The sequence below is a fragment of the Bacillus sp. sid0103 genome (assembly GCF_019219025.1).
This window is the reverse complement of the sequence record NZ_JAHUWN010000005.1, coordinates 77,963-96,912: the sequence shown is the minus strand read 5'-3', so window position 1 is coordinate 96,912 and position 18,950 is coordinate 77,963. Positions and strand designations below refer to the sequence as shown.

16 protein-coding genes are annotated in these 18,950 nt (G+C 39.6%); 6 read left to right on the top strand and 10 right to left on the bottom strand.

Going from position 1 to position 18,950, the window contains the following annotated elements:
• Positions 1 to 240 precede the first annotated feature (240 nt).
• The 5 genes from KW850_RS07480 to KW850_RS07460 form a co-directional block, all read right to left on the bottom strand.
• Positions 241 to 3,804 (bottom strand): immune inhibitor A domain-containing protein, encoded by a 3,564-nt coding sequence (locus tag KW850_RS07480; protein ID WP_218346941.1) that lies wholly within the window; start codon positions 3,802 to 3,804, stop codon positions 241 to 243.
• A 236-nt stretch (positions 3,805 to 4,040) separates the two neighbouring features.
• On the bottom strand, positions 4,041 to 4,841 hold the full coding sequence (locus tag KW850_RS07475; protein WP_218346940.1) for an ABC transporter permease subunit: 801 nt from the start codon (positions 4,839 to 4,841) through the stop codon (positions 4,041 to 4,043).
• 22 nt (positions 4,842 to 4,863) lie between these two features.
• A complete protein-coding gene (locus tag KW850_RS07470) occupies positions 4,864 to 5,661 on the bottom strand; it encodes an ABC transporter permease subunit (protein WP_218346939.1) in 798 nt (265 codons plus the stop codon).
• Positions 5,662 to 5,667: 6 nt separating this feature from the next.
• On the bottom strand, positions 5,668 to 6,552 hold the full coding sequence (locus KW850_RS07465; protein WP_218346938.1) for an ABC transporter ATP-binding protein: 885 nt from the start codon (positions 6,550 to 6,552) through the stop codon (positions 5,668 to 5,670).
• A 55-nt stretch (positions 6,553 to 6,607) separates the two neighbouring features.
• On the bottom strand, positions 6,608 to 7,231 hold the full coding sequence (locus tag KW850_RS07460; protein ID WP_218346937.1) for a TetR/AcrR family transcriptional regulator: 624 nt from the start codon (positions 7,229 to 7,231) through the stop codon (positions 6,608 to 6,610).
• A gap of 302 nt (positions 7,232 to 7,533) precedes the next feature.
• Here KW850_RS07460 and KW850_RS07455 point away from each other — a divergent pair, with 302 nt between their 5' ends.
• From KW850_RS07455 to pepT, 3 genes are all read left to right on the top strand, one after another.
• The gene (locus KW850_RS07455; RefSeq protein ID WP_256358132.1) at positions 7,534 to 8,499 is read left to right on the top strand and encodes a nuclease-related domain-containing protein; all 966 of its coding nucleotides are present in this window, start codon (positions 7,534 to 7,536) and stop codon (positions 8,497 to 8,499) included.
• A 22-nt stretch (positions 8,500 to 8,521) separates the two neighbouring features.
• Entirely contained in the window at positions 8,522 to 8,710 is a 189-nt protein-coding gene (locus KW850_RS07450) for a hypothetical protein (protein WP_218346936.1), read from the top strand.
• Positions 8,711 to 8,809: 99 nt separating this feature from the next.
• Positions 8,810 to 10,042 carry a peptidase T gene (pepT, locus tag KW850_RS07445; protein ID WP_218346935.1) on the top strand — a complete coding sequence of 411 codons (1,233 nt, stop codon included), beginning with the start codon at positions 8,810 to 8,812 and terminating at the stop codon, positions 10,040 to 10,042.
• Positions 10,043 to 10,098: 56 nt separating this feature from the next.
• Here the strand turns inward: pepT and KW850_RS07440 are convergent, their stop codons facing one another.
• On the bottom strand, positions 10,099 to 11,034 hold the full coding sequence (locus tag KW850_RS07440; RefSeq protein ID WP_218346934.1) for a phosphotransferase: 936 nt from the start codon (positions 11,032 to 11,034) through the stop codon (positions 10,099 to 10,101).
• Positions 11,035 to 11,184: 150 nt separating this feature from the next.
• On the opposite strand from KW850_RS07440, the gene KW850_RS07435 reads away from it, so the two are divergent.
• Positions 11,185 to 11,310, top strand: coding sequence for a DUF4023 domain-containing protein (locus KW850_RS07435; protein ID WP_218346933.1), 126 nt, complete (start codon positions 11,185 to 11,187; stop codon positions 11,308 to 11,310).
• A 61-nt stretch (positions 11,311 to 11,371) separates the two neighbouring features.
• Here KW850_RS07435 and KW850_RS07430 read toward each other — a convergent pair whose 3' ends face one another.
• The 3 genes from KW850_RS07430 to KW850_RS07420 form a co-directional block, all read right to left on the bottom strand.
• On the bottom strand, positions 11,372 to 11,971 hold the full coding sequence (locus KW850_RS07430; protein WP_218346932.1) for a hypothetical protein: 600 nt from the start codon (positions 11,969 to 11,971) through the stop codon (positions 11,372 to 11,374).
• An 11-nt stretch (positions 11,972 to 11,982) separates the two neighbouring features.
• A complete protein-coding gene (locus tag KW850_RS07425) occupies positions 11,983 to 13,161 on the bottom strand; it encodes a ParM/StbA family protein (protein ID WP_218346931.1) in 1,179 nt (392 codons plus the stop codon).
• Positions 13,162 to 14,343: 1,182 nt separating this feature from the next.
• On the bottom strand, positions 14,344 to 15,531 hold the full coding sequence (locus tag KW850_RS07420; RefSeq protein ID WP_218346930.1) for a L,D-transpeptidase family protein: 1,188 nt from the start codon (positions 15,529 to 15,531) through the stop codon (positions 14,344 to 14,346).
• A 256-nt stretch (positions 15,532 to 15,787) separates the two neighbouring features.
• Here KW850_RS07420 and rluF point away from each other — a divergent pair, with 256 nt between their 5' ends.
• Positions 15,788 to 16,495, top strand: a complete 708-nt coding sequence (gene rluF, locus KW850_RS07415; RefSeq protein WP_256358131.1) for a 23S rRNA pseudouridine(2604) synthase RluF — start codon at positions 15,788 to 15,790, stop codon at positions 16,493 to 16,495.
• A 40-nt stretch (positions 16,496 to 16,535) separates the two neighbouring features.
• Positions 16,536 to 17,075, top strand: a complete 540-nt coding sequence (locus tag KW850_RS07410; RefSeq protein ID WP_218346928.1) for a helix-turn-helix domain-containing protein — start codon at positions 16,536 to 16,538, stop codon at positions 17,073 to 17,075.
• A gap of 128 nt (positions 17,076 to 17,203) precedes the next feature.
• Here KW850_RS07410 and KW850_RS07405 read toward each other — a convergent pair whose 3' ends face one another.
• Positions 17,204 to 18,751, bottom strand: a complete 1,548-nt coding sequence (locus KW850_RS07405) for a flavin monoamine oxidase family protein (protein ID WP_218346927.1) — start codon at positions 18,749 to 18,751, stop codon at positions 17,204 to 17,206.
• Between the last annotated feature and the right edge of the window lie 199 nt (positions 18,752 to 18,950).

Sequence of the window (18,950 nt, the reverse complement as noted above, 5' to 3'; positions counted from 1 at the left end):
TTCCCCCTTTTTTTATTTCTAGCATTTTATCACTCTACTAAAATAAAGTGCTAAACAAAACAATAATCCCCCCTATTTGTCCTATTCTCGTGCACAATTAAGTCTATTCAGAATTGATTGAATAGTCAATAAACAAAAACACCGAAATATCGGCCTTTTTCGCAGTTTGTCGAATCCTAATTTTAGAAAACAGACAAAAAAATACCCCTGAAAGTTATTCAGGGGTACCTTCATGATTATTTATTTCTTCACAACTTTTACTGTAGTAGCGGAGCTAGTGTTACCTGCTTTGTCCTTTGCAGTTACTGTTAAAACAGTTCCTGTTTTAAGAGCCTTTTTCAGCTTAACACTGTATTCGCCTTTAGAATTCGATACAGCCGTTCCAACTGTTTTTGAACCAGCTTTAACGGTTACAGTTGCACCTGCTTCAGCTTTACCAGTAACTTTCAAATCATTGCTGTCAACTTTCTTAACAGAAGGTTTGCCAGGCTTTGTTTTGTCTTTTACTGTTGTAGTTGCTGATTTGCTAACATTTCCAGCTTTGTCAGTTGCCGTTACGCTCACAACTGTTTTTGCACTTAGTGCTTTCTTTAATGTAACGCTGAATTTACCGTATTTATCAGCATAAGCAGTACCTACAGTAGTAGAGCCAACTTTAACTGTTACTTTGGATCCAACTTCAGCTTTACCCGTTACTTTCTTATCATAGTCTTTCACTTCATAAACCGTTGGTGTAGAAGGGGCTAAATTATCCAATGCGAAGGATTTTGAAGTCCATTTTAAAGCATTGCCAACTGCATCTAAACCACGGACATGTAAGTACCATAGACCATTTTTACCTGAAAGTTTTAATGTGCTGCCATTTGTGAACTTGCTCCAGCCAGTAGCAGGGACAGTTGCACTTTGTGACCATACATATTCTAATGAGCTAGCTTCAGCATCCTTCACAGTTACCTTAGCAGCAACTTCTTTAGCAGGTGTTGTGCTGCCATTAGGAGCAACAGAAGCTGTTGGTGCATCATTGTCCACTCCAAATGAAGTTTGACCAGAAACAGCATTGCCATCTTCATCCGTAGCCGTTACTTTCACAACATAATTACCAGTTGCACTGGTTGGTAATGTTAATGTACGCTCGAACGATTTGTCAGTACCAGTTAATGTTTCAGACTCAGTTAATACAACTTTGCCATTCTTATCAACTAGTTCATATTTAAGAGCTACGCTCTCACCAGAACCGTCATGATGAACTTTACCTGAAACAGTTAATTCTTTATGTCCAGCTTGGTTTGAATAAGCAGCTTTGCTTAATGGATTTACATCTACTGAGTGAACGCTTCCTGTGTGAATTTCAATTGCTCCAACAGACATATCATCAGCTTGGCCCACTACGTGAATCTTTAAGCCATATTTCGGTACATTGCGTCCTGAATAGATTTGACCAGGATTGCTATAATCTCTTGAATCGTCAAATGCGGTTACTGCTGGTTGTGCACCTAAAGACATAAATCCGTAACCATAATCCAAGAACAACTTATCTGTTTTATTTAAAGAGAAAGCTGCATCTTGAATTTGGTATCTTGTCGCAACTGGACCCGTAACATCTCTACCATCATTAAAGTTACTGTCTTTCCAGATTGCAGTTTCTTGGTGGGCATCAACAACCCCTAAGAATCCATCGCCTGGATGATCGCCTACCCAGTTATCAGTATATTTGTTATCAACATACCAAAGAACAAGACCCGGATCATAAGTTAATTGAGATTTTCCACGAGTAGTAGTTGCAAGTCCTTTATCAGACCCAGCATGAGAGCGCCACTCAGCTAAATAGTATTGAGTTGATAATTTAATACCATTATTTTTCTCAAAACCATCGAATAAAAATGGTGAAGTTGCACCTTCAGCATCGTCTGTTAAAACATCAGCGCCATCGGCAGTTACCTTAACATCGTCAACATAGAGACCAGGAAGAGAAACCCCAGCATCTTGCACATAATGGAATTTTAGAGACACTTTTTTTCCTGCAAATGTAGAAAGGTCGAAGGAAGCATCTTTCCAGCCATTAGAGTCGCCTGTAATTCCATTGCCTGCATTAGCTTGATATGGATTATCATTTGTTGTGATATTCCCTGGAATAGAAACGTATTTTTCTGCGCCTTCTTCTTTTACTTCAACATATGCATAGTCAAAACCGTCTTCAATTTTATACCATGTCTTAAATGATAACTCTGCAGACGTTTTACCTGTTAAATCAACATCCACTGTCATTGCGTTATTTAATTCATCCTCACTGCCGCTAAAGTATTCAAATTGGCCGCTTGAAGGAGTGTTAATGGTTGTTGATTTGTCTGGCAGGTTAATTTTCACAGCGTCAGCGTTTGTACCTTTTTCGCTTGCTTGGTCTAATTTAACCGTTTTGCCACTTGCTAGGTCAGCAAGGTCGTATTCTTCATTTTTGAACCAGTTTGATCCTGGCATAGTGGATTGCAAATATTCTTTATCGTATGGACTAAAACCAGTTGGTTCTGTTCCGTTGATTTTACCTGCCCAGCTACCGGCTGACATGATTGTCCAATATTCAGTAGGAGCACCAACAGAGTTATGTGTGTACATTGTATCGTATTCATCAGGCAGACCTAAGTCATGGCCAAATTCGTGTGCAAATACACCAGCCGCACCGTCTTCAGGTTCAATTGTATATCCATAAGCAATCATCTGACCTTTCCAATATGGAACAGTTGATTGTGAGTTAGGAATTCCTTGTAAGTCAGTAAGCGCAGAGCTGTGAGACCAAATAGCATCGCCGCCAAGTTGACCGCCACCAGCTTCTTCACCGATTCCAGAGTGAACAACCATCAAATGGTCGATAATTCCATCTGGCTCAAAGTAGTTGCCATCGCCATCTAAGTCGAATTCATCCTGAATATCATAATCTTGTAGATTAATATCTGGATCTTGCGCCGCTTGTGCTAAAGCTTCTTTAACTAATGATCGTGGATGTGCATCATTTCCATCTGGTGCTGGGACGTTACCGCCATAATAAGCTGCAGGCTGGCTGGCTGTATACCATTTAGAAACTTGTCCATCGATGGTATAACTGCCACCTGACTGCTCTTCATAATATTGTTTCACAGATACTAGGTTCTCACCATTTGGACCTTCATATCCATCATCACCAAAAATCATATCTTTGTAATGTTGTTGTGTATAATCTTCATATTGAAGAACGGCTCCGTCACCATCTTTAATCGTACTATGAGGTGCATCTGGATAATCAACTAATAAAACAAGTACCTTATCTTTTCTTTCTGGACCAGCCCATGTTTCCTTTTGAATAGGATCTACCTTAGAAGAAGTAACAGGCTTAGATACATTTGTTTTTGAAGCTTTGTTCGCTTTTGGAACTCCTGCATCTTTTATTTTTAATTTTGCCTTTTCTTGCAATTGAGTACGAATTTGCTTTACTTCTTGTTGGTTTGTCCCGGCAACGTTGGCTTTAGCCGCACGTTTTGCAAAGTAAGCATTCATTTGTTTTTGCTGCTCTTGAGGAGAGGCATCTTTGTTCACGATACCTTGATCGATTAATAGTTTAAGAACTTTATCTTCATTTACTAGACCAATATCAAAAGGACCACCCGTATGCTTGCCAAGGAATGGCAGTGTTGATCCTTCTGGAGTTTGTAAAACATTTGAGTATGGAACTTTTGCAACATTAGTAGACTTCGCAAATGTTGCAGGTGCGAAGGAACTAAATACAAGTCCAGTCGATAATAGTGATGTCCCAAGGACATTCTTCCAATTTACCATCGTTTTTTCCTCCTAATTTTTTTGTTTATGTAGATAGCCAGCGTTCTTCCGTCAATCCCTCCTCAGAGATTAATACTTTCTGACTATTAATCTACTTTTTTGTAAAAATTTGTAGATTAATAGTTGCAGGAATTTATTTTATCATTAAAATATTCAAAATAAAATAATATTTTCTAAAAATTTTACATTTTTTTTCGACACACGAAAAAAGACCGAAATAAATCGGTCTTTTCCCACTATGCACTCAAATCTCTCCTTTTATAAAAGGTGAACGTAACCACTAACAATAGGGCGATTACTATTAATGATATAACAATATATAACGGTTCAAGCCCTCTTCCCAGCATCACATTTTTCGCTTCAAAGTATTTAAAAGGGGTTAAATATTTCATGCCTTCCATCTTCTCGTTCAAATCAATCGCAATCGATAACATATAGGTTACCAACAGGATGCCCGTTGCCAGCGATGGAGCTGTTTTCGGTTTCTTTTTCACGGCGGCTAGCGAACTGCCAATGACCAAGAACAGGACTTGTAAAATAAACATCCCCACCTGAGTGAGGACAATCTCACCATTTACTGCTTCCCCAGTATTGTTGTATTTCTCAATGAGAGTTACGACTGATGCCAATGTGACGAGATTAAAAATGACGATATTCATGCATGCTGCCACTAGTTTTGCGGTAATAATGGCTGTTCTAGAAACGGGTTTGGTGAATAAAAATTCCGCTGTTTTGTCCCGCTCTTCTTTGGCAATAATGGAAGCTCCGAGCATCGCTGCGTGGATCGTTGCCATTAATAACAAATATATATACAGTAATGAATAATAACCGCTAATCTTTGACAAATCGACCACACCAAAACCCATTACTGCTTTTAACGATTTGGGCAAATCCGCAATCAGATCATTGATGGATTGGCCCGATGAGGAATAGGCAGCATATTTCGCCATTCCTGACGCGACCATGAGGAAGACACCGATACTCCAAAAAATCAGCGATTTTCGATACGACTTCATTTCTTTTAAAAATATGTTCACGACTTAACCCTCCTTTTCGCAGCTACACAGAATGGATATCCTTTTTTATATACACGAAATAACTTGCTGTGATGGCCAGAATAATAATCGCGGCACTAACAATTAGAAAGGATGCTTCATAGCCCGAATGTTTAATGATATAGGCGGTGTCAAAATATTTAAATGGCGATATATAACGTTTTGCTTCTTCACCGGTCGAGCTGCTAAACATCCCTAAAAAGTAAAACGCAAATACGGTAGTAAGTGACACCGATAGGACGGACTTAATCTTAGGGACTATCACCGAAATCATGACTCCAATCGCAAGGAAAATCAGCTGAATAAAGAACATCGTGAGTGAAAGCAGCACTAATATTTTCACGCTGAAATCATCTGTCTTGACTTGAAAGGTCAAAATTAACGTTACAATCAGGTAAATGATATTGGTCATCACGATTGAGACAAATGCGGCCAGCAGTTTCGAAGTCATGATCGTTGTCCTGGTAACTGGCTTTGTTAACAGAAAATCAGCTGTTTTTTCTCGAACTTCTTTGCTGATAATACTTGTGCCAAGATTCATCCCCTGAATGGCACCGCACAAAGTAATGAACGATAACGGAAAGCAATAGAAGCCGAGAATCGTAAAGAAGTTGCCAAGGTTAAAGCCGATTGCATTTCTGATCGCCTCTGGATATCCTTCCATGATCTTTTTAAAACCATCTGCATCCTTTGCAAAGGCAGGATAAAACGACATAAAGAGCGCAATAATCAGTACTAACGATACTGTCCAAATGATCGTTGATTTCCGATAAGCCCTTAACTCATGAACAAATATATTCATAGCTTCTTAGGCCTCCTTTTCATAGTAATGCATAAAGATCTCCTCAAGGTCTGGCTCTTCTATCCAGAGATTCACAAGCTCAATATCTGCGATTTTTTTCGTGATTTCATTTATATTTCCTCTAAACAAAAAGCTTGCCTGAGCACCCTTAACCTCTAAATTATTGACGCCGCTAATGTTAAAATAGGTCGGATCCAGTGGTGCTTTCGTTTCCATTTTGAACTTCTTATAGTTGTTTTCTTGTAAGGTACTAATCTTTTCAACAGTAACAATTTTACCTTCTTTAATAATGGCAACCCTGTTACATAATCGCTGCACTTCGCTGAGGATGTGCGATGAAAAGAGAATGGTTGCTCCTTTTTTATTCTCTTCTTCTAAAAGCTCAAAGAATTTCTGCTGCATGAGCGGATCAAGGCCGCTGGTCGGTTCGTCCAGGATAATCAACTTCGGTTCATGGAGCAGCCCTTGAACAATTCCAACCTTCTTTTTGTTCCCCAAAGAGAGGTCATCAATTTTTTTATTGAGATCTAGGTCCATAATCGTGGCCAATTCTTTGATTCTCTTACTGCAATCTTTTTTATAAAAACTAGCTGAATATTTTAAAAGGTCCTTAACCTTCATATTGTCATAGTAAAAAACTTCAGAAGGCAAATAACCGATTTCCTTTTTAATTTCAGACGCAAATTGAACGGAATCTTTGCCAAAGATGGTAGCACTGCCGCTTGTTGGGTAAATCAGCGACAACAGGGTCCGGATTGTAGTTGATTTACCCGCACCATTGGGCCCAATAAAACCAAAAATCTCGCCTTCTTCCACATGAAAGCTAATGTCTGTAATCCCTCTTGACTTCCCATATGTCTTGGTCAGATTGTTAATTTCAATTACATTCATCTTGACAGCCTCCTAATGTTCGTTGTTATACCTGAATGGTCTTATCCTCAAGTCTTTATTTATAAAAACACTTAATCATGACCTCAAAATACTCTTCTGCTTCGGCTTGAATCTTTTGATAATCGATCTCGTGGGTGGGTGACAACTTTGCTTTTTCTATCGCTTCATCACTCATTTTTTCAAACGTCCAACTGATAATTTTTATGATTTTGGTAAGGTCTACATCCTCCCTAAATTTCGAAAAATCAATTCCCTCATACGCTTTTTCGATATTGATATGTGTCAGTTCTGATTTCTTTTTATCAAATTCAACCTTTATTTCAGCCGATTCCTCCATAAATACCTCTTGGATGAACTTAAAGATTTCTGGATAGGTTGTGAGCATCTCCATTTTGACTATGACGGCTTGACGCATTCGTTTAAAAAAGTCGGTCTCTTGTAAATTAATTTTTTTGTAAAATTCGTCCACTACAAGTTCGTAGCAGTAATCAAAGACAAATAAGAACAATTGCTTTTTGTTCTGAAAGTAATGAAACAGCAACCCCTTTGAAATACCTGCTTCTTTGACAATTTCATTGGTCGATGCCCGGTCATATCCTTTCTCAGCAAATTCCTTAATGGCTGCATTTATTATTCGATCTTGTTTTTCCTTATCTAGGTTGAGAAACTTCGAAAACATGGTTGCGGCCCTCCTTTTTCGTTGTTGACCACATCAGTCAATCACATTGTACTCCCGTTGACCGAACCGGTCAATAGTGGTCAAGCTATATTTTTTACAAAAATATGAAATGGTCAGTTGATGTATAGTATGGTCTTTGAGGATGTGCTACGATGCAGGGTGAAGGTAGGAATTTGGGGGTGATTGGCGAAGCCCAGAGATGGATTATTTATGGAGGTTGTGGACAATTTTGATAAAGGACAGAAATGAAACATTTTTTTTGGAGGTGATTTTCGATTTTAATAAAAAATAGAGATGTGTCGTTGACGTTGGAAGGATTAATTGCCGCAGAGCAGCGGTTATCAGCTAACCATGAATTCCAGCCGGTTTTGGCTGCGAAACGTGGATCCGTTGAGGCAGGGATTGGTGGAGAGGAGCGGGTGGTTGAGGTGTTCCGCAAGCATCCATTTTCAGCTGACCATCATATTTTCCACGATCTATCTCCTGCTTGGCGTGAACAATTTCAAATGGATTCATTTGTACTGACTCCTTGGTTTGGTACAGTTTTAGAAGTTAAGAATATTGGCGGAGTCTTGGAGTTCAGGGACCAGCCACCCCAGTTAATTCGAACAAGAGAGGACCGGCACCAGGACGGATATGAAAGCCCAGTTGTCCAATTGGAACGCAATCGCGAACTAATTAGTGATTGGCTACGGAGTCGAGATATAGATCTCCCGATATTCGGTGCAGTTGTATTGGCGTATCCTAAACAAATTGTAGCCGTTCCCCCTAAGAACACAAAAATCTTATTCCCCAGATTGATTCCATCTTTCATAAAAAGTCTCCCACACCAAGCCAAAAAGTTGGATCATGAAACCTTTCAGCGGTTGTCCGCTGAGCTCCTAAAAAGTCATCAACCCTTTATTCCAAAAACAATATGTGAGACCTATGGTATCCCGTTCAGTGATTTTCGATTTAGGATCAGGTGTGAGGCATGCGGTGAGTTCGGGATGATTAAACTCCCCCGGACGTGGTGTTGCCCACAATGCGGGGGCCATGATCACCTTGCCCAACAAAGGGCTATACGCGAGTGGTTTTTAATATTTAAGCGGAGCATTACAAATCGGGAGTGCAGGGAGTTTTTGGGGGTTGACGATATCCATACAGTAAAACGCATTTTAGTAAGCATGGACTTGAAAAGCGAAGGGACTTTTCGAAATCGGTGTTATTCTATGGATTTAAGTTGTATTAACCAAGCTAAGAACCGTGAAACCATTATTATTCGTTAAAGGATAAGGGCTGTCGCCAGTTATGCGGGCTTATCCGCCAGTAATGTCAGGGTATCCGTCAGTAAAGCATGCCTATCCGCCAGTTATGCGGGCCTATCCGCCAGTTATGCGGACCTATCCGCCAGTTATGTCAGCCCATCAACCAGTTATGCGGACCTATCCGCCAGTTATGTCAGCCTATCCGCCAGTAACCCAGCCTATCCGCCAGTAACCCATCCCATCCAACACCCAATTATGAAAAACGTGTAACCGCTCTCTCATAGTGATATGATATTCATGAATTCAACTCAAAAAGGGGAGTGTAGTGGAATTGAAAAATGAACTGATTGAAAGGTTTACTTCTTATGTTAAAGTGGATACCCAGTCCAATGAAAATAGCGAGACTTGTCCGTCCACTGAGGGGCAATGGACATTAGCCCGGATGCTTGTTCAAGAATTAGAATCGATCGGGATGCAGGAAGTCACGATTGACGAAAATGGCTACGTGATGGCGACCTTACCTGCGAATACTGATAAAGAAGTCCCAACTATCGGCTTCCTTGCCCATGTGGATACAGCTACTGACTTTACTGGGAAAAATGTGAATCCGCAAATTGTGGAAAATTATGATGGCAATGACATTGTTTTAAACGAGGCCCTTAAAGTAGTGATGTCACCGAAAGATTTCCCAAGTCTTCCTGAATATAAAGGCCATACGTTAATCACAACCGATGGCACGACACTGCTGGGTGCTGACAACAAAGCCGGGATCACGGAAATCATGACTGCAATGGCTTACTTGCTTAACCATCCAGAAATTAAACACGGTAAGGTCCGCGTTGCGTTCACTCCTGATGAAGAAATCGGCAGAGGACCACATAAGTTTGACGTTGCGGCCTTCAATGCCAAGCATGCCTATACTGTGGATGGCGGTCCACTCGGGGAATTAGAGTACGAAAGTTTCAACGCCGCTGCAGCGAAGGTCACGATTAAAGGAAATAACATTCACCCTGGCTCAGCCAAAAACAAAATGGTCAACTCGATGAAAATTGGGATGGAATTACATAGCAAGCTGCCTGCACAGGAAGCACCAGAACATACTGAAGGATACGAAGGCTTCTTCCATCTGCTTGCATTCAACGGAGATGTTGAACTGACTAAGCTCCACTATATTATCAGAGACCATGACATGGACAGCTTCAAGGCGCGCAAAGCGTTGATCGAAACCATCGTCAATGAACTCAAGTCCAAATACGGCAACGACACCATCCAACTAGAATTGAACGATCAATATTACAATATGGGTGAAAAAATTAAGCCGGTGATGGAAATCGTTGACATCGCCCATGAAGCCATGGTAAGCCTAGACATTACGCCAATTGTTAAACCAATCCGCGGCGGTACCGATGGTTCACAGCTTTCCTATATGGGTCTGCCGACACCAAATATTTTTACCGGCGGGGAAAATTTCCACGGCAAATTTGAGTTTATTTCTGTAGATAATATGATCAAAGCCACGAACACCGTCATTGAAATCATCAAATTAACCGAACAAAAGGCCTAACTAAAAAAGCTCGCTTTGACTAATTCGAAGTGAGCTTTTTTTCATAAGGGCTGTTTTCAAAGAGCTGCTGCACACTGTTGAAGACTTGCGGCCGTTTCGGCTAGTTGTGTATTCAGCTGCACGGTCGACCATTTTCCGCCGTTTTCCACTAAGTCTTTTTGAATAAGTAAGATCATCCAAATCGAGAACACAGACGCAACTAAATAATACTCTTTAAAAAAACGAGACCGGTCCTCTTCAAACGTAACCAGATTAAGATACGTTTCCAAAATTCTCTCCCGCATTGAACTCGTTATTTTTTTTGGAAAAAGGGGGTGGGACATATCAATCAAGTGATAAAGATCCCAGTACGGCGAATTCAAATGAGTGTGCTCCCAATCCAAAATCTTCAACTCATTGCCAACCATCGCAAAATTTCCGGTATGTAAATCGCCATGAGATAACACTTTTCTTTCTGAAAACTGCCATAGACTAAGTTCTGAGAAAATGCGATCAATCAACTTGCGTTCCATGTTTAACGAAGACAATAATCGATATACACCATCTTTCTTTATGGAAACTTCTGATATTACGTCCTCTATTTTTGGTTTCAGTCCTGTCAGGGGCACATTTCCCAGGTTCTCTACCGGTAGAGAATGCCACCAAGCCATCCACTTAATGACCCTCATCACTATTTCCTCATTAAAGTCATGAGAGAGTGGACCAAGGTCCTCGAAAATCATCCAATTACATTCGGTACAGTCATGAATGGAGTAAGAAATCATTTTTGGAAAAATGACTGGAAAATGGGGGAGAATATGTTCATACACCCAGACTTCTTTGCCTAATTGACCATTATTTGTAAGAGGTTTAAAAATATAGCTCGTGTCAGGATTCAAATAAAACCTTTCAACAAATCTTCCATTCATCCCTTTATAGAGAATTTCTCTTTTCAGGATGACAGAATCATTCAATGTACCATTGGCCTGAACAATTTTGTTAGGCAGTTGCATCGGTTCACCACCTATTCCATATTCATAGTTTCATAGTACTTCTTATCTATACTTATGTTCAATTGAGAAGTTTAACTCCCATTACCGGAATATTTTAAGTACGTGAGGTCAAACTAACATTGGTTCGATTTTTCAAGGAGGTTAGGTGGAATGGATAACAGAAACACACACGAATTTGTAGAACAGCTGCATGAAAAGCAAGAAAAGGACAAGAAAAATAAAGAACGTCAAGCTAATAGTCAAAAAAGCCAAAGGTTACCGAATAATCAACATTAACACACTACGAAAAGGGCCAAACCTCTTAGCCGCAACTTGCGGCACCTGAGGTCAGGCCCTTTTACTTATTCATATTTGCAAGAAAACCACCAAGTAAGTCGTCAATATCTTCTTCGATTTCATCTTCCTCCATGACCGGTTGCTTTTCTTTAGCACTTTCCCAATCAAACTCACTGAGGTCGTCTTCCATCTCATTTATGTCGAGAGGGGAGGGCGAATCTTCCTTAGCTGCAGCCATTTGCTGATAACTGTCATCTTTAAGAAGTTCCTCGGGAAATACTTCTTCCTGAAGGTACAAAGCTTCGTCGATATCGATTGAATGACTGTTTAAAGAAGCAAGTAGTGAAGTCGAACGAACTGGGTCAGAAATCAGTTGATAAAGAATACTTCCCAGCAATGCTTCTGAATGCTCATGCTTTAACCAGTTTCTCTGGGCTTTCGTTAACTTCTGAGGGAGGGGGATCGTAATGGTCTCCTTTTCCCTCGAAACAGAACTACTCACACCTTGCATGACAAACTCGGCAATTTTACTGGAAAAATTCCTTCTTTCTGTATCTTTCAACTTTTGTAAATGCTTTAAGATATGGTCAGGTGTATCAGAGGGGATACGAAAAGATATGGCCTGGCCCCGCTGAACCTCATTTGAGGCTGGTTTTTTCATATATAATCACCTTATTTAGCTTTTACAGGTTCAACTTTAGGCGCCGTTTGTCTCTCAGCCTTTCGAACAAAGTCGATGATGAGTTTATAATAAGCATTGGCCATCATCCAAATACTTTCTTTCTCATCTTCAAAGAAATCAATATTATAACCGTCTAAATTGTTATTTAACGTCTTAAGATATTCCTTTAAGACATTGGCTCCGCCACCCACAAAGTAGCAAATTTCCGTTTGCGAGTTTCTCTGCCAAACGTTACGTAATAAACGATATTGCTTTTTAGCTAAATCAAGCATGATTCGGTCGGTAATATCATGAACACTTGTCCGGCTTCCTTTAACCATAATATGATTACGATCACTTTTCTTAGTGATAATCTCAACCACATCACGACGGCTATCGAGTTCAACTCCATGCTTTGTTCTAATCTCTTCACGAATGGCTTCTAATGATTCAGAAACCCCTAGATTAAACCCTTGTGCTTTATCATCATCAACATTACGATTTTTGATGACAGCAATATCCGTTGATAATCCGCCGATATCTTGAATTAAGATGCGCTTATCAATAAGATCCTTATTAATGATTTTTCCGCTGTTATCCAAAACTAGATTAATAAATGCGGCGAATCCTTCAGGATATACTTTTACTTCATCAAATTTAATATTAACTTTCAACCCTTGGTACTTTGGAGTGACAAGGAATTCAACTTGATGGACGGAACCAACTAATTTAGAGCGGTAGCCAGCATCTTTTCCTTCTTTTACTTCGCGAAGGGGAAGACCAGTTCCTAAAGTATAATTGGCATCAATTATATTTTTAGTGCGCGGAAAAGCATTTGAGTTATTTTCCTTTACTGCATCTAAAGCTAATGTTGCAAAAAGCATAATTAACGTTTGATCTTCCTCTGACTTGCTGCTGCCAGGGTCTAGCTCAGTGGCATTAATACTTTTAGTAGCTAAATTACCAATACGATAAATTCCGTTGTTCTCTTTTAAAGCAGGGGAGTGGACTTTGATGTGAATTCCATCTAATGGATTCTTATTATCAAGTTCTTCAATCCCAATAACAGGCCGGTCTTCTGTATCCCGAGCAATAATGTTAGGAATATTTAATTCATACTCTAATTCTCCGAAAATGGCCTTAATGGAGTCGTTCCCAACATCAATTGCTGCAACTCTGGATTTATTCATTAACATCATTCCTTTTCATTTAATAGATTTATTTTTGAAAGTAGTATGTAATTCTAGCTCCTTCTTTAAGGGTATAGAAGATTAATAGATTCTTCAATGATTTCCAAACAAAAAAAATATAACTGTAAAGATGTAAACAATATGTAAACTTCAGTTAATTGTAAACACTTTTTGTAAACAACAATGACAAACCTGTATACATGCCGATATCATAACACGTATACGGGTTTGTTTACATGTAAACATTTTCGTAAACACGATGTATACAATTTTGCAAACAAGTATACATAAAACGTAAACATGTATGCAAAAATGTATACTTTCGACTAATCCTGCCTTTTCTATCCCACCGACTTTGACAATAACTATTCTTAGCAAAAAAGCACGCCATCTAAGGTGCTCATTAACTAATAAGTTATTAAAAGGAAGGAAGAAGGATATACTCCCCATGCTTCACTCATTTGAATTTGATAAATTTGTCCTCGATAGGGCGTTTATAAGGACAGATGTTATGTTCTTCATCGAGCATATTATGGACTTAATCTATTGTTTTTGCGGCGGGTTATGTCCTTCATCTTTTACAACTCTTCATTTCTACATAAAAGTAATACCATTTCTCCATGTAATTTAGTCAGCCTATCACTTCTTCACTTTCCTATTAAGTTTGTATTTTCCCTCTAACCAAATTGGAACTATTTGAATCGGCAGCCTCGTCTTTGTCGAAATAACCCCACTGACTGTGTTGTTGCTAGAGCTAGAGTATTTTTCATGACCCCCTTATCAACAAGAAGGTATCATCTACCTTCTGACCAAGTTTTCATGACACCAAAGTATCGAGATCATACCATTCATATCGTTCGTCTGGCCTGCCTGTTTTTATGACACCGTAATGTATACATTTTTGCAAACAACAATAACAAACATGTATACATTGCGTCATTAAGCTATGTGCACAAGTTTGTATACATGCAAACATATTTGTAAACACCAAGTATACATTTTTGCAAACAAGTACACATAAATGTAAACATGTATGCATAAATGTAAACAACCCCATTTTCCTCCTTGATGTGCTACAACAAATTCCATTTCATCCCCCCTTTCTTTGCACAAAAAAAACACACCTATTGAAGGTGCGCTTTCACTATTCCTGATCTTAAAAAAGGAGCTGAATCGAGTCCCCTACCCTTCATTCATAGAGCTGGCAACCATATCTTCACTAACATAGAGGTAATACCATTTCTCCTTGTAATTTAACCAGCCTGTCACGACCGACTCATGAGTGCTTAGTTTGTATTTATCCGCTAATAAATTCGCCGGCTCTGACTTTGTGTCTTCACCTTTGTCGAGATAATCCCACTGACTATTGTTGACGAGCTCCTGGGTATTTTTCATGACACCACGGTCATTAAGGAAATACCATCTGCCTTCAGAGTTGATCCAACCGGTTTTCATCACGCCCAAATCATCAAAATAGTACCATTCTCCCCTATCAGCAAGCCAGCCTGTTTTCATTGCACCGCTGTTATCAAGATAATAACGTTTTGCATCTACCGCTAACCATCCGGTTTTCAGTACCCCTTTATTGTCCAAATAGTATTTCTTTCCACTGTCAGCGATCCACCCCGTCTTCATCGCACCGCTATTATCAAAGTAGTATTTCTGGCCGCCTTTTTCTAGCCACCCTGTTCTCATTACCCCTTTTTTATCGAGATAATATTTCTGACCATTCTCGGTAAGCCATCCGGTCTGCATAACTCCGGCGTCATCAAAGAAATATCGTTTTCCATTGATTGATTGCCAGCCTGTTTTTACTTCACCATCAACATAATAATAAGTGTTACCGCTTAGTTCGACCCAGCCGCTGCCATATCCGTTCGCTTTGGCAATTGAATTAAAGCTGCTATCCGTATGGGTGATGATAACTAATGTATACTTTTTAACGTGGCTATATAGCCAGCGTACTTCTGAATTGTGCATCCTGATACATCCTGAACTTGCATAGGTTCCAATCGAATTTTCATTCGCATTCCCATGAATCGCATAGGTTGTCCCATAGGTTCCTCTTGCTTCTAATCCCATCCAACGGCTACCTAATGGATTCCGTGGATCTCCGCCTGGGATCTTCAATTTATAATAGGGCCGATTAACGATTTTACTAACAATCCTAAACGTTCCTTCTGGTGTTAGCGATCTTGTCCTCCCTGTGGCCACGCTAAATTTTTTAACTAGTTTCCCGCTGTCATAAAAGGCAAGGGTATTGGTCTTCTTGTTAATAATAATTAACTGGAAACCGCCGCTTGCATCAGCTTGGCTCGTAAATAAGAATAGACTGAATAGCAAAACGAAAGTGATTGATAGTTTTTTCATAATAATCCCCTCATTTAATAGTTATTACTAAAAATAACATATAAAATCAGAATATTTTGTCAAAAATTAGGTTAGAAAGTAAGCATACTTCCCTGTTTTTAAAGAAATTTACTTTGAAAATCTCTATCATTTCGACATATTTCTAACCTTGTTCCAAATTGAGCTTCTCCTATCAGGTATCAGGCACTGAAGGACTTGAAAAAAGGGGAGCAGTTGGGTATGGTAAAAATACAATTCTCCATTTAGGGTGTGTATCATGCGTATTAATAAATTTATAAGTGAGTCTGGACAGTCATCTCGAAGAGGCGCAGATAAATTAGTTAGTGAAGGAAAAGTTACGATTAATGGGAAAGTGGCGGTAATGGGCAGCCAGGTGGAGCCCGGAGATGATGTAAGGATAAACGGCAGCCAGGTTAGAGTGGCCCAAAATTATGTCTATATCGCTTTAAATAAACCTGTTGGGATTACGAGCACCACAGAACGCCATATAAAAGGAAATATCATCGATTTAGTTAACCATCCCTTACGCATCTTTCATATTGGACGATTAGATAAGGATTCAGACGGTCTCATCCTCTTAACGAATGATGGCGATATTGTGAATGAAATCTTGCGTGCCGAAAACAAGCACGAAAAGGAATATATCGTTACAGTCGACAAACCGATTACCCCTGAATTTTTAAAGAAGATGGCAGCCGGTGTGGAGATTCTTGGTACAAAGACGCTTCCCTGTAAAGTAACGCAGCTATCTAAATACGTCTTCCAAATCATCTTAACGCAGGGTTTAAATCGCCAAATCCGCAGGATGTGCTCAGCGCTTGGCTATGGGGTGGTCCGCTTGCAGCGGACTAGAATCATGAACATTCACTTAGGCAACCTGCCGCTTGGACAATGGCGTGACTTATCAAAGAAAGAGCGTAATCAATTATTTGCTGACTTAAACTATCAGCCTAAAGAATGGTAAGGAAAATATTTTTTATTCGGAAACATTAGAGGTGGCTAATTTGGATATAGGATCAAAAATTCGTGCAATACGAAACCGAAAAAAAATCACCATTGCCCAAATGTGTGAGGGGACTGGACTATCAAAAGGGTTTATCAGCAATGTCGAAAACAATAACACCTCTCCCTCGATTAGCACGTTGCAAACCATCGCAACCTTTCTCGGGGTTCCGCTACCCTATTTGTTATTAGAAAAAAAGGAGCACATGCGGGTCGTTAGAAAAAATGAACGGACTTATTCGACTTTTAACAACTTGAAAATAGAACACTTAACCTCTAAAGGGGGATTACGAATGATGCTTGTCGAATTTCCTATGGGTGCTTCGATGGGTGAATTAAATGCCCATGAAGGTGAAGAGTGCCATTTAGTGTTGGAGGGAAAAGTCCTTGCCGAACAGGGAGAAGACTCAATGATTATTGAAGCAGGAGATTCGTTCAGCTGGAACGCGAGTGTACCACATTTTGTTAAAAATATCGGTGAGGGTAAAGCCGTGGTACTCATTTCAATTTATTCCAATAGTGAACTAAGAGACATTTTCTAATTTTTCTCCTAACTATTAGGCTTCACCTCTCAAGAGCCCCTTGCAAGAATGAACAAAATAGTAAACAATCAAAAAGGCTGTCAAACAGGACCAGTATGATCCCTTAATGTCAGCCTTTTCATTTGTTCCTAATTTATGATCATATCATTGATTACTTCCTGTGCAGCCCTCTCGCCAGTCTCGACAGCTCCATTTAAATAACCTTGATACTTGATAGAAGTGTGTTCACCAGCAAAAAATATTTTGCCTTCCCGCTCTCCTAAAATGCCAGCAAATTTCGTATATTGACCTACCTTCCAATACGAATAGGCCCCTTTGGTCCATTGGTTACTAAGCCAGTGGTCTACGGTAGCTAAACCATTCCAATTGTTCATGCTTCCTGGCAATACAGGCTCTAGTTTGTCCAAAAATTCCTTAGTGGTCTCTTCTAATTTATGGTCAGTAAAAGCAAACTGGTTGGCTGCTGTTTCACCACCAGTAAAATTAACAAGAATCCCTGAATGTCCGGGTTGTGCTCGTGTTGATTCGAAAGTCTGCTGATATCCTGTATCTGCAAATGATTCACCATTATTGCCAAGCTCATTCCAGAACCGGTTAACAAATTGAGCATGCATTTTTGTGTTAACACCCATTCCGAGTTCTTCAATCGCTGTTTGTTTTAACAGACAAAATCCAGCATTCTCATAATCTATTGTTCTTAAAATACTAAAAGGGAGAGCTAGAATCAATTTGTCGGCTAAAACTTCCCATTCCTCTTCTTTTTTTCGAAAAACGAGCCTTATCTGTTTTTGAGCCACTTGTTCAATCTTTATCAACTCGGAATTGAATTCTATTTGTCCCTGAAGTTTATTGGCTAATAAAGCTGGGAGTTGGTCATTCCCACCCTTTATATGAAAGCATTCATCTGAATCACCGTACACTCGAAAAGATTCCTGTTGAGCATACACCAACATATAAAGTAGATTTAATGCACTTTGCTCGTTAGCATCAGCACCATATTCAACAGTATAGGCAAGTGCTAATAATTTGCCAAATCGAGAATGGATGCCATCTGGTATGGTTTCATTGATATAATCGACGATAGACATTTGATCGAGCTCCAATCCTCGCTCAGTAAAACGATTATATAGAGTAGTTTCACCTACCTCTTCGAGATCCTTTTGTAATTTAGGGAGGATTTTTATAAAATCATTGGTTACCTCATCAAAGGTATAAGGCTGTTGACCAAAAAAATAAAATGGTTTGGTCTCGACGGGCTCTGCCATGATTAAATTATCTAATTCTAAACCCAGCTCTTTTGCAAGATTCTGAATCTCCTTATGGCAAGTATCAATTAATTCCCCGCCCCGCTCGACCATTTGATTTTCTTTGAAGTAACCTCTCCTCGTCCAACAACGTCCTCCGACCCGATCCGACGCTTCGTAAATGGTGGATAGGATTCCTGCCTGCCTAAGCCGATAAGCACACGTAAGCCCCGCTAAACCTGCTCCTACAATGACGATTCTTGGAGCAGGTTGCCCACTCCCGATTAAAGACTTTTGTGGTGTGTAATCCACATTTTGCATATGATGAAGATCTAGTGTAATTGCTTGTCCGGTATTTAATTGTTTCTCCATTTCAGTACCTGCCGACATATAGGATTTCAGCAGGATACTTGCTAATGGTGTTCGTGCCAAGAAAAACCAGCCCCTTTATGCAAAAATAAAACCATGCTACATTACTGATTAACTATCCTTGGATAGTGATTATCAATAAAATATGCATGGTGTATAAATTTGCTTGGGACAAGAAGCCGGTTCCTCGATTTATTTTTTATACCTCTACAAATTTTCTGTCCATTTCAGTAAAAAAGCCTCGGAAAGTTGAACAAATTCT

Excerpts from the sequence above, each read along its gene's own strand:
- KW850_RS07480 (WP_218346941.1), bottom strand. The coding sequence starts at position 3,804 with ATGGTAAATTGGAAGAATGTCCTTGGGACATCACTATTATCGACTGGA.
- KW850_RS07470 (WP_218346939.1), bottom strand. The coding sequence starts at position 5,661 with ATGAATATATTTGTTCATGAGTTAAGGGCTTATCGGAAATCAACGATC.
- KW850_RS07435 (WP_218346933.1), top strand. The coding sequence starts at position 11,185 with ATGGATAACAGAAACACACACGAATTTGTAGAACAGCTGCATGAAAAG.
- KW850_RS07420 (WP_218346930.1), bottom strand. The coding sequence starts at position 15,531 with ATGAAAAAACTATCAATCACTTTCGTTTTGCTATTCAGTCTATTCTTA.
- rluF (WP_256358131.1), top strand. The coding sequence starts at position 15,788 with ATGCGTATTAATAAATTTATAAGTGAGTCTGGACAGTCATCTCGAAGA.
- KW850_RS07430 (WP_218346932.1), bottom strand. The coding sequence starts at position 11,971 with ATGAAAAAACCAGCCTCAAATGAGGTTCAGCGGGGCCAGGCCATATCT.
- KW850_RS07425 (WP_218346931.1), bottom strand. The coding sequence starts at position 13,161 with ATGAATAAATCCAGAGTTGCAGCAATTGATGTTGGGAACGACTCCATT.
- KW850_RS07465 (WP_218346938.1), bottom strand. The coding sequence starts at position 6,552 with ATGAATGTAATTGAAATTAACAATCTGACCAAGACATATGGGAAGTCA.
- KW850_RS07450 (WP_218346936.1), top strand. The coding sequence starts at position 8,522 with ATGCGGGCTTATCCGCCAGTAATGTCAGGGTATCCGTCAGTAAAGCAT.
- KW850_RS07460 (WP_218346937.1), bottom strand. The coding sequence starts at position 7,231 with ATGTTTTCGAAGTTTCTCAACCTAGATAAGGAAAAACAAGATCGAATA.
- KW850_RS07440 (WP_218346934.1), bottom strand. The coding sequence starts at position 11,034 with ATGCAACTGCCTAACAAAATTGTTCAGGCCAATGGTACATTGAATGAT.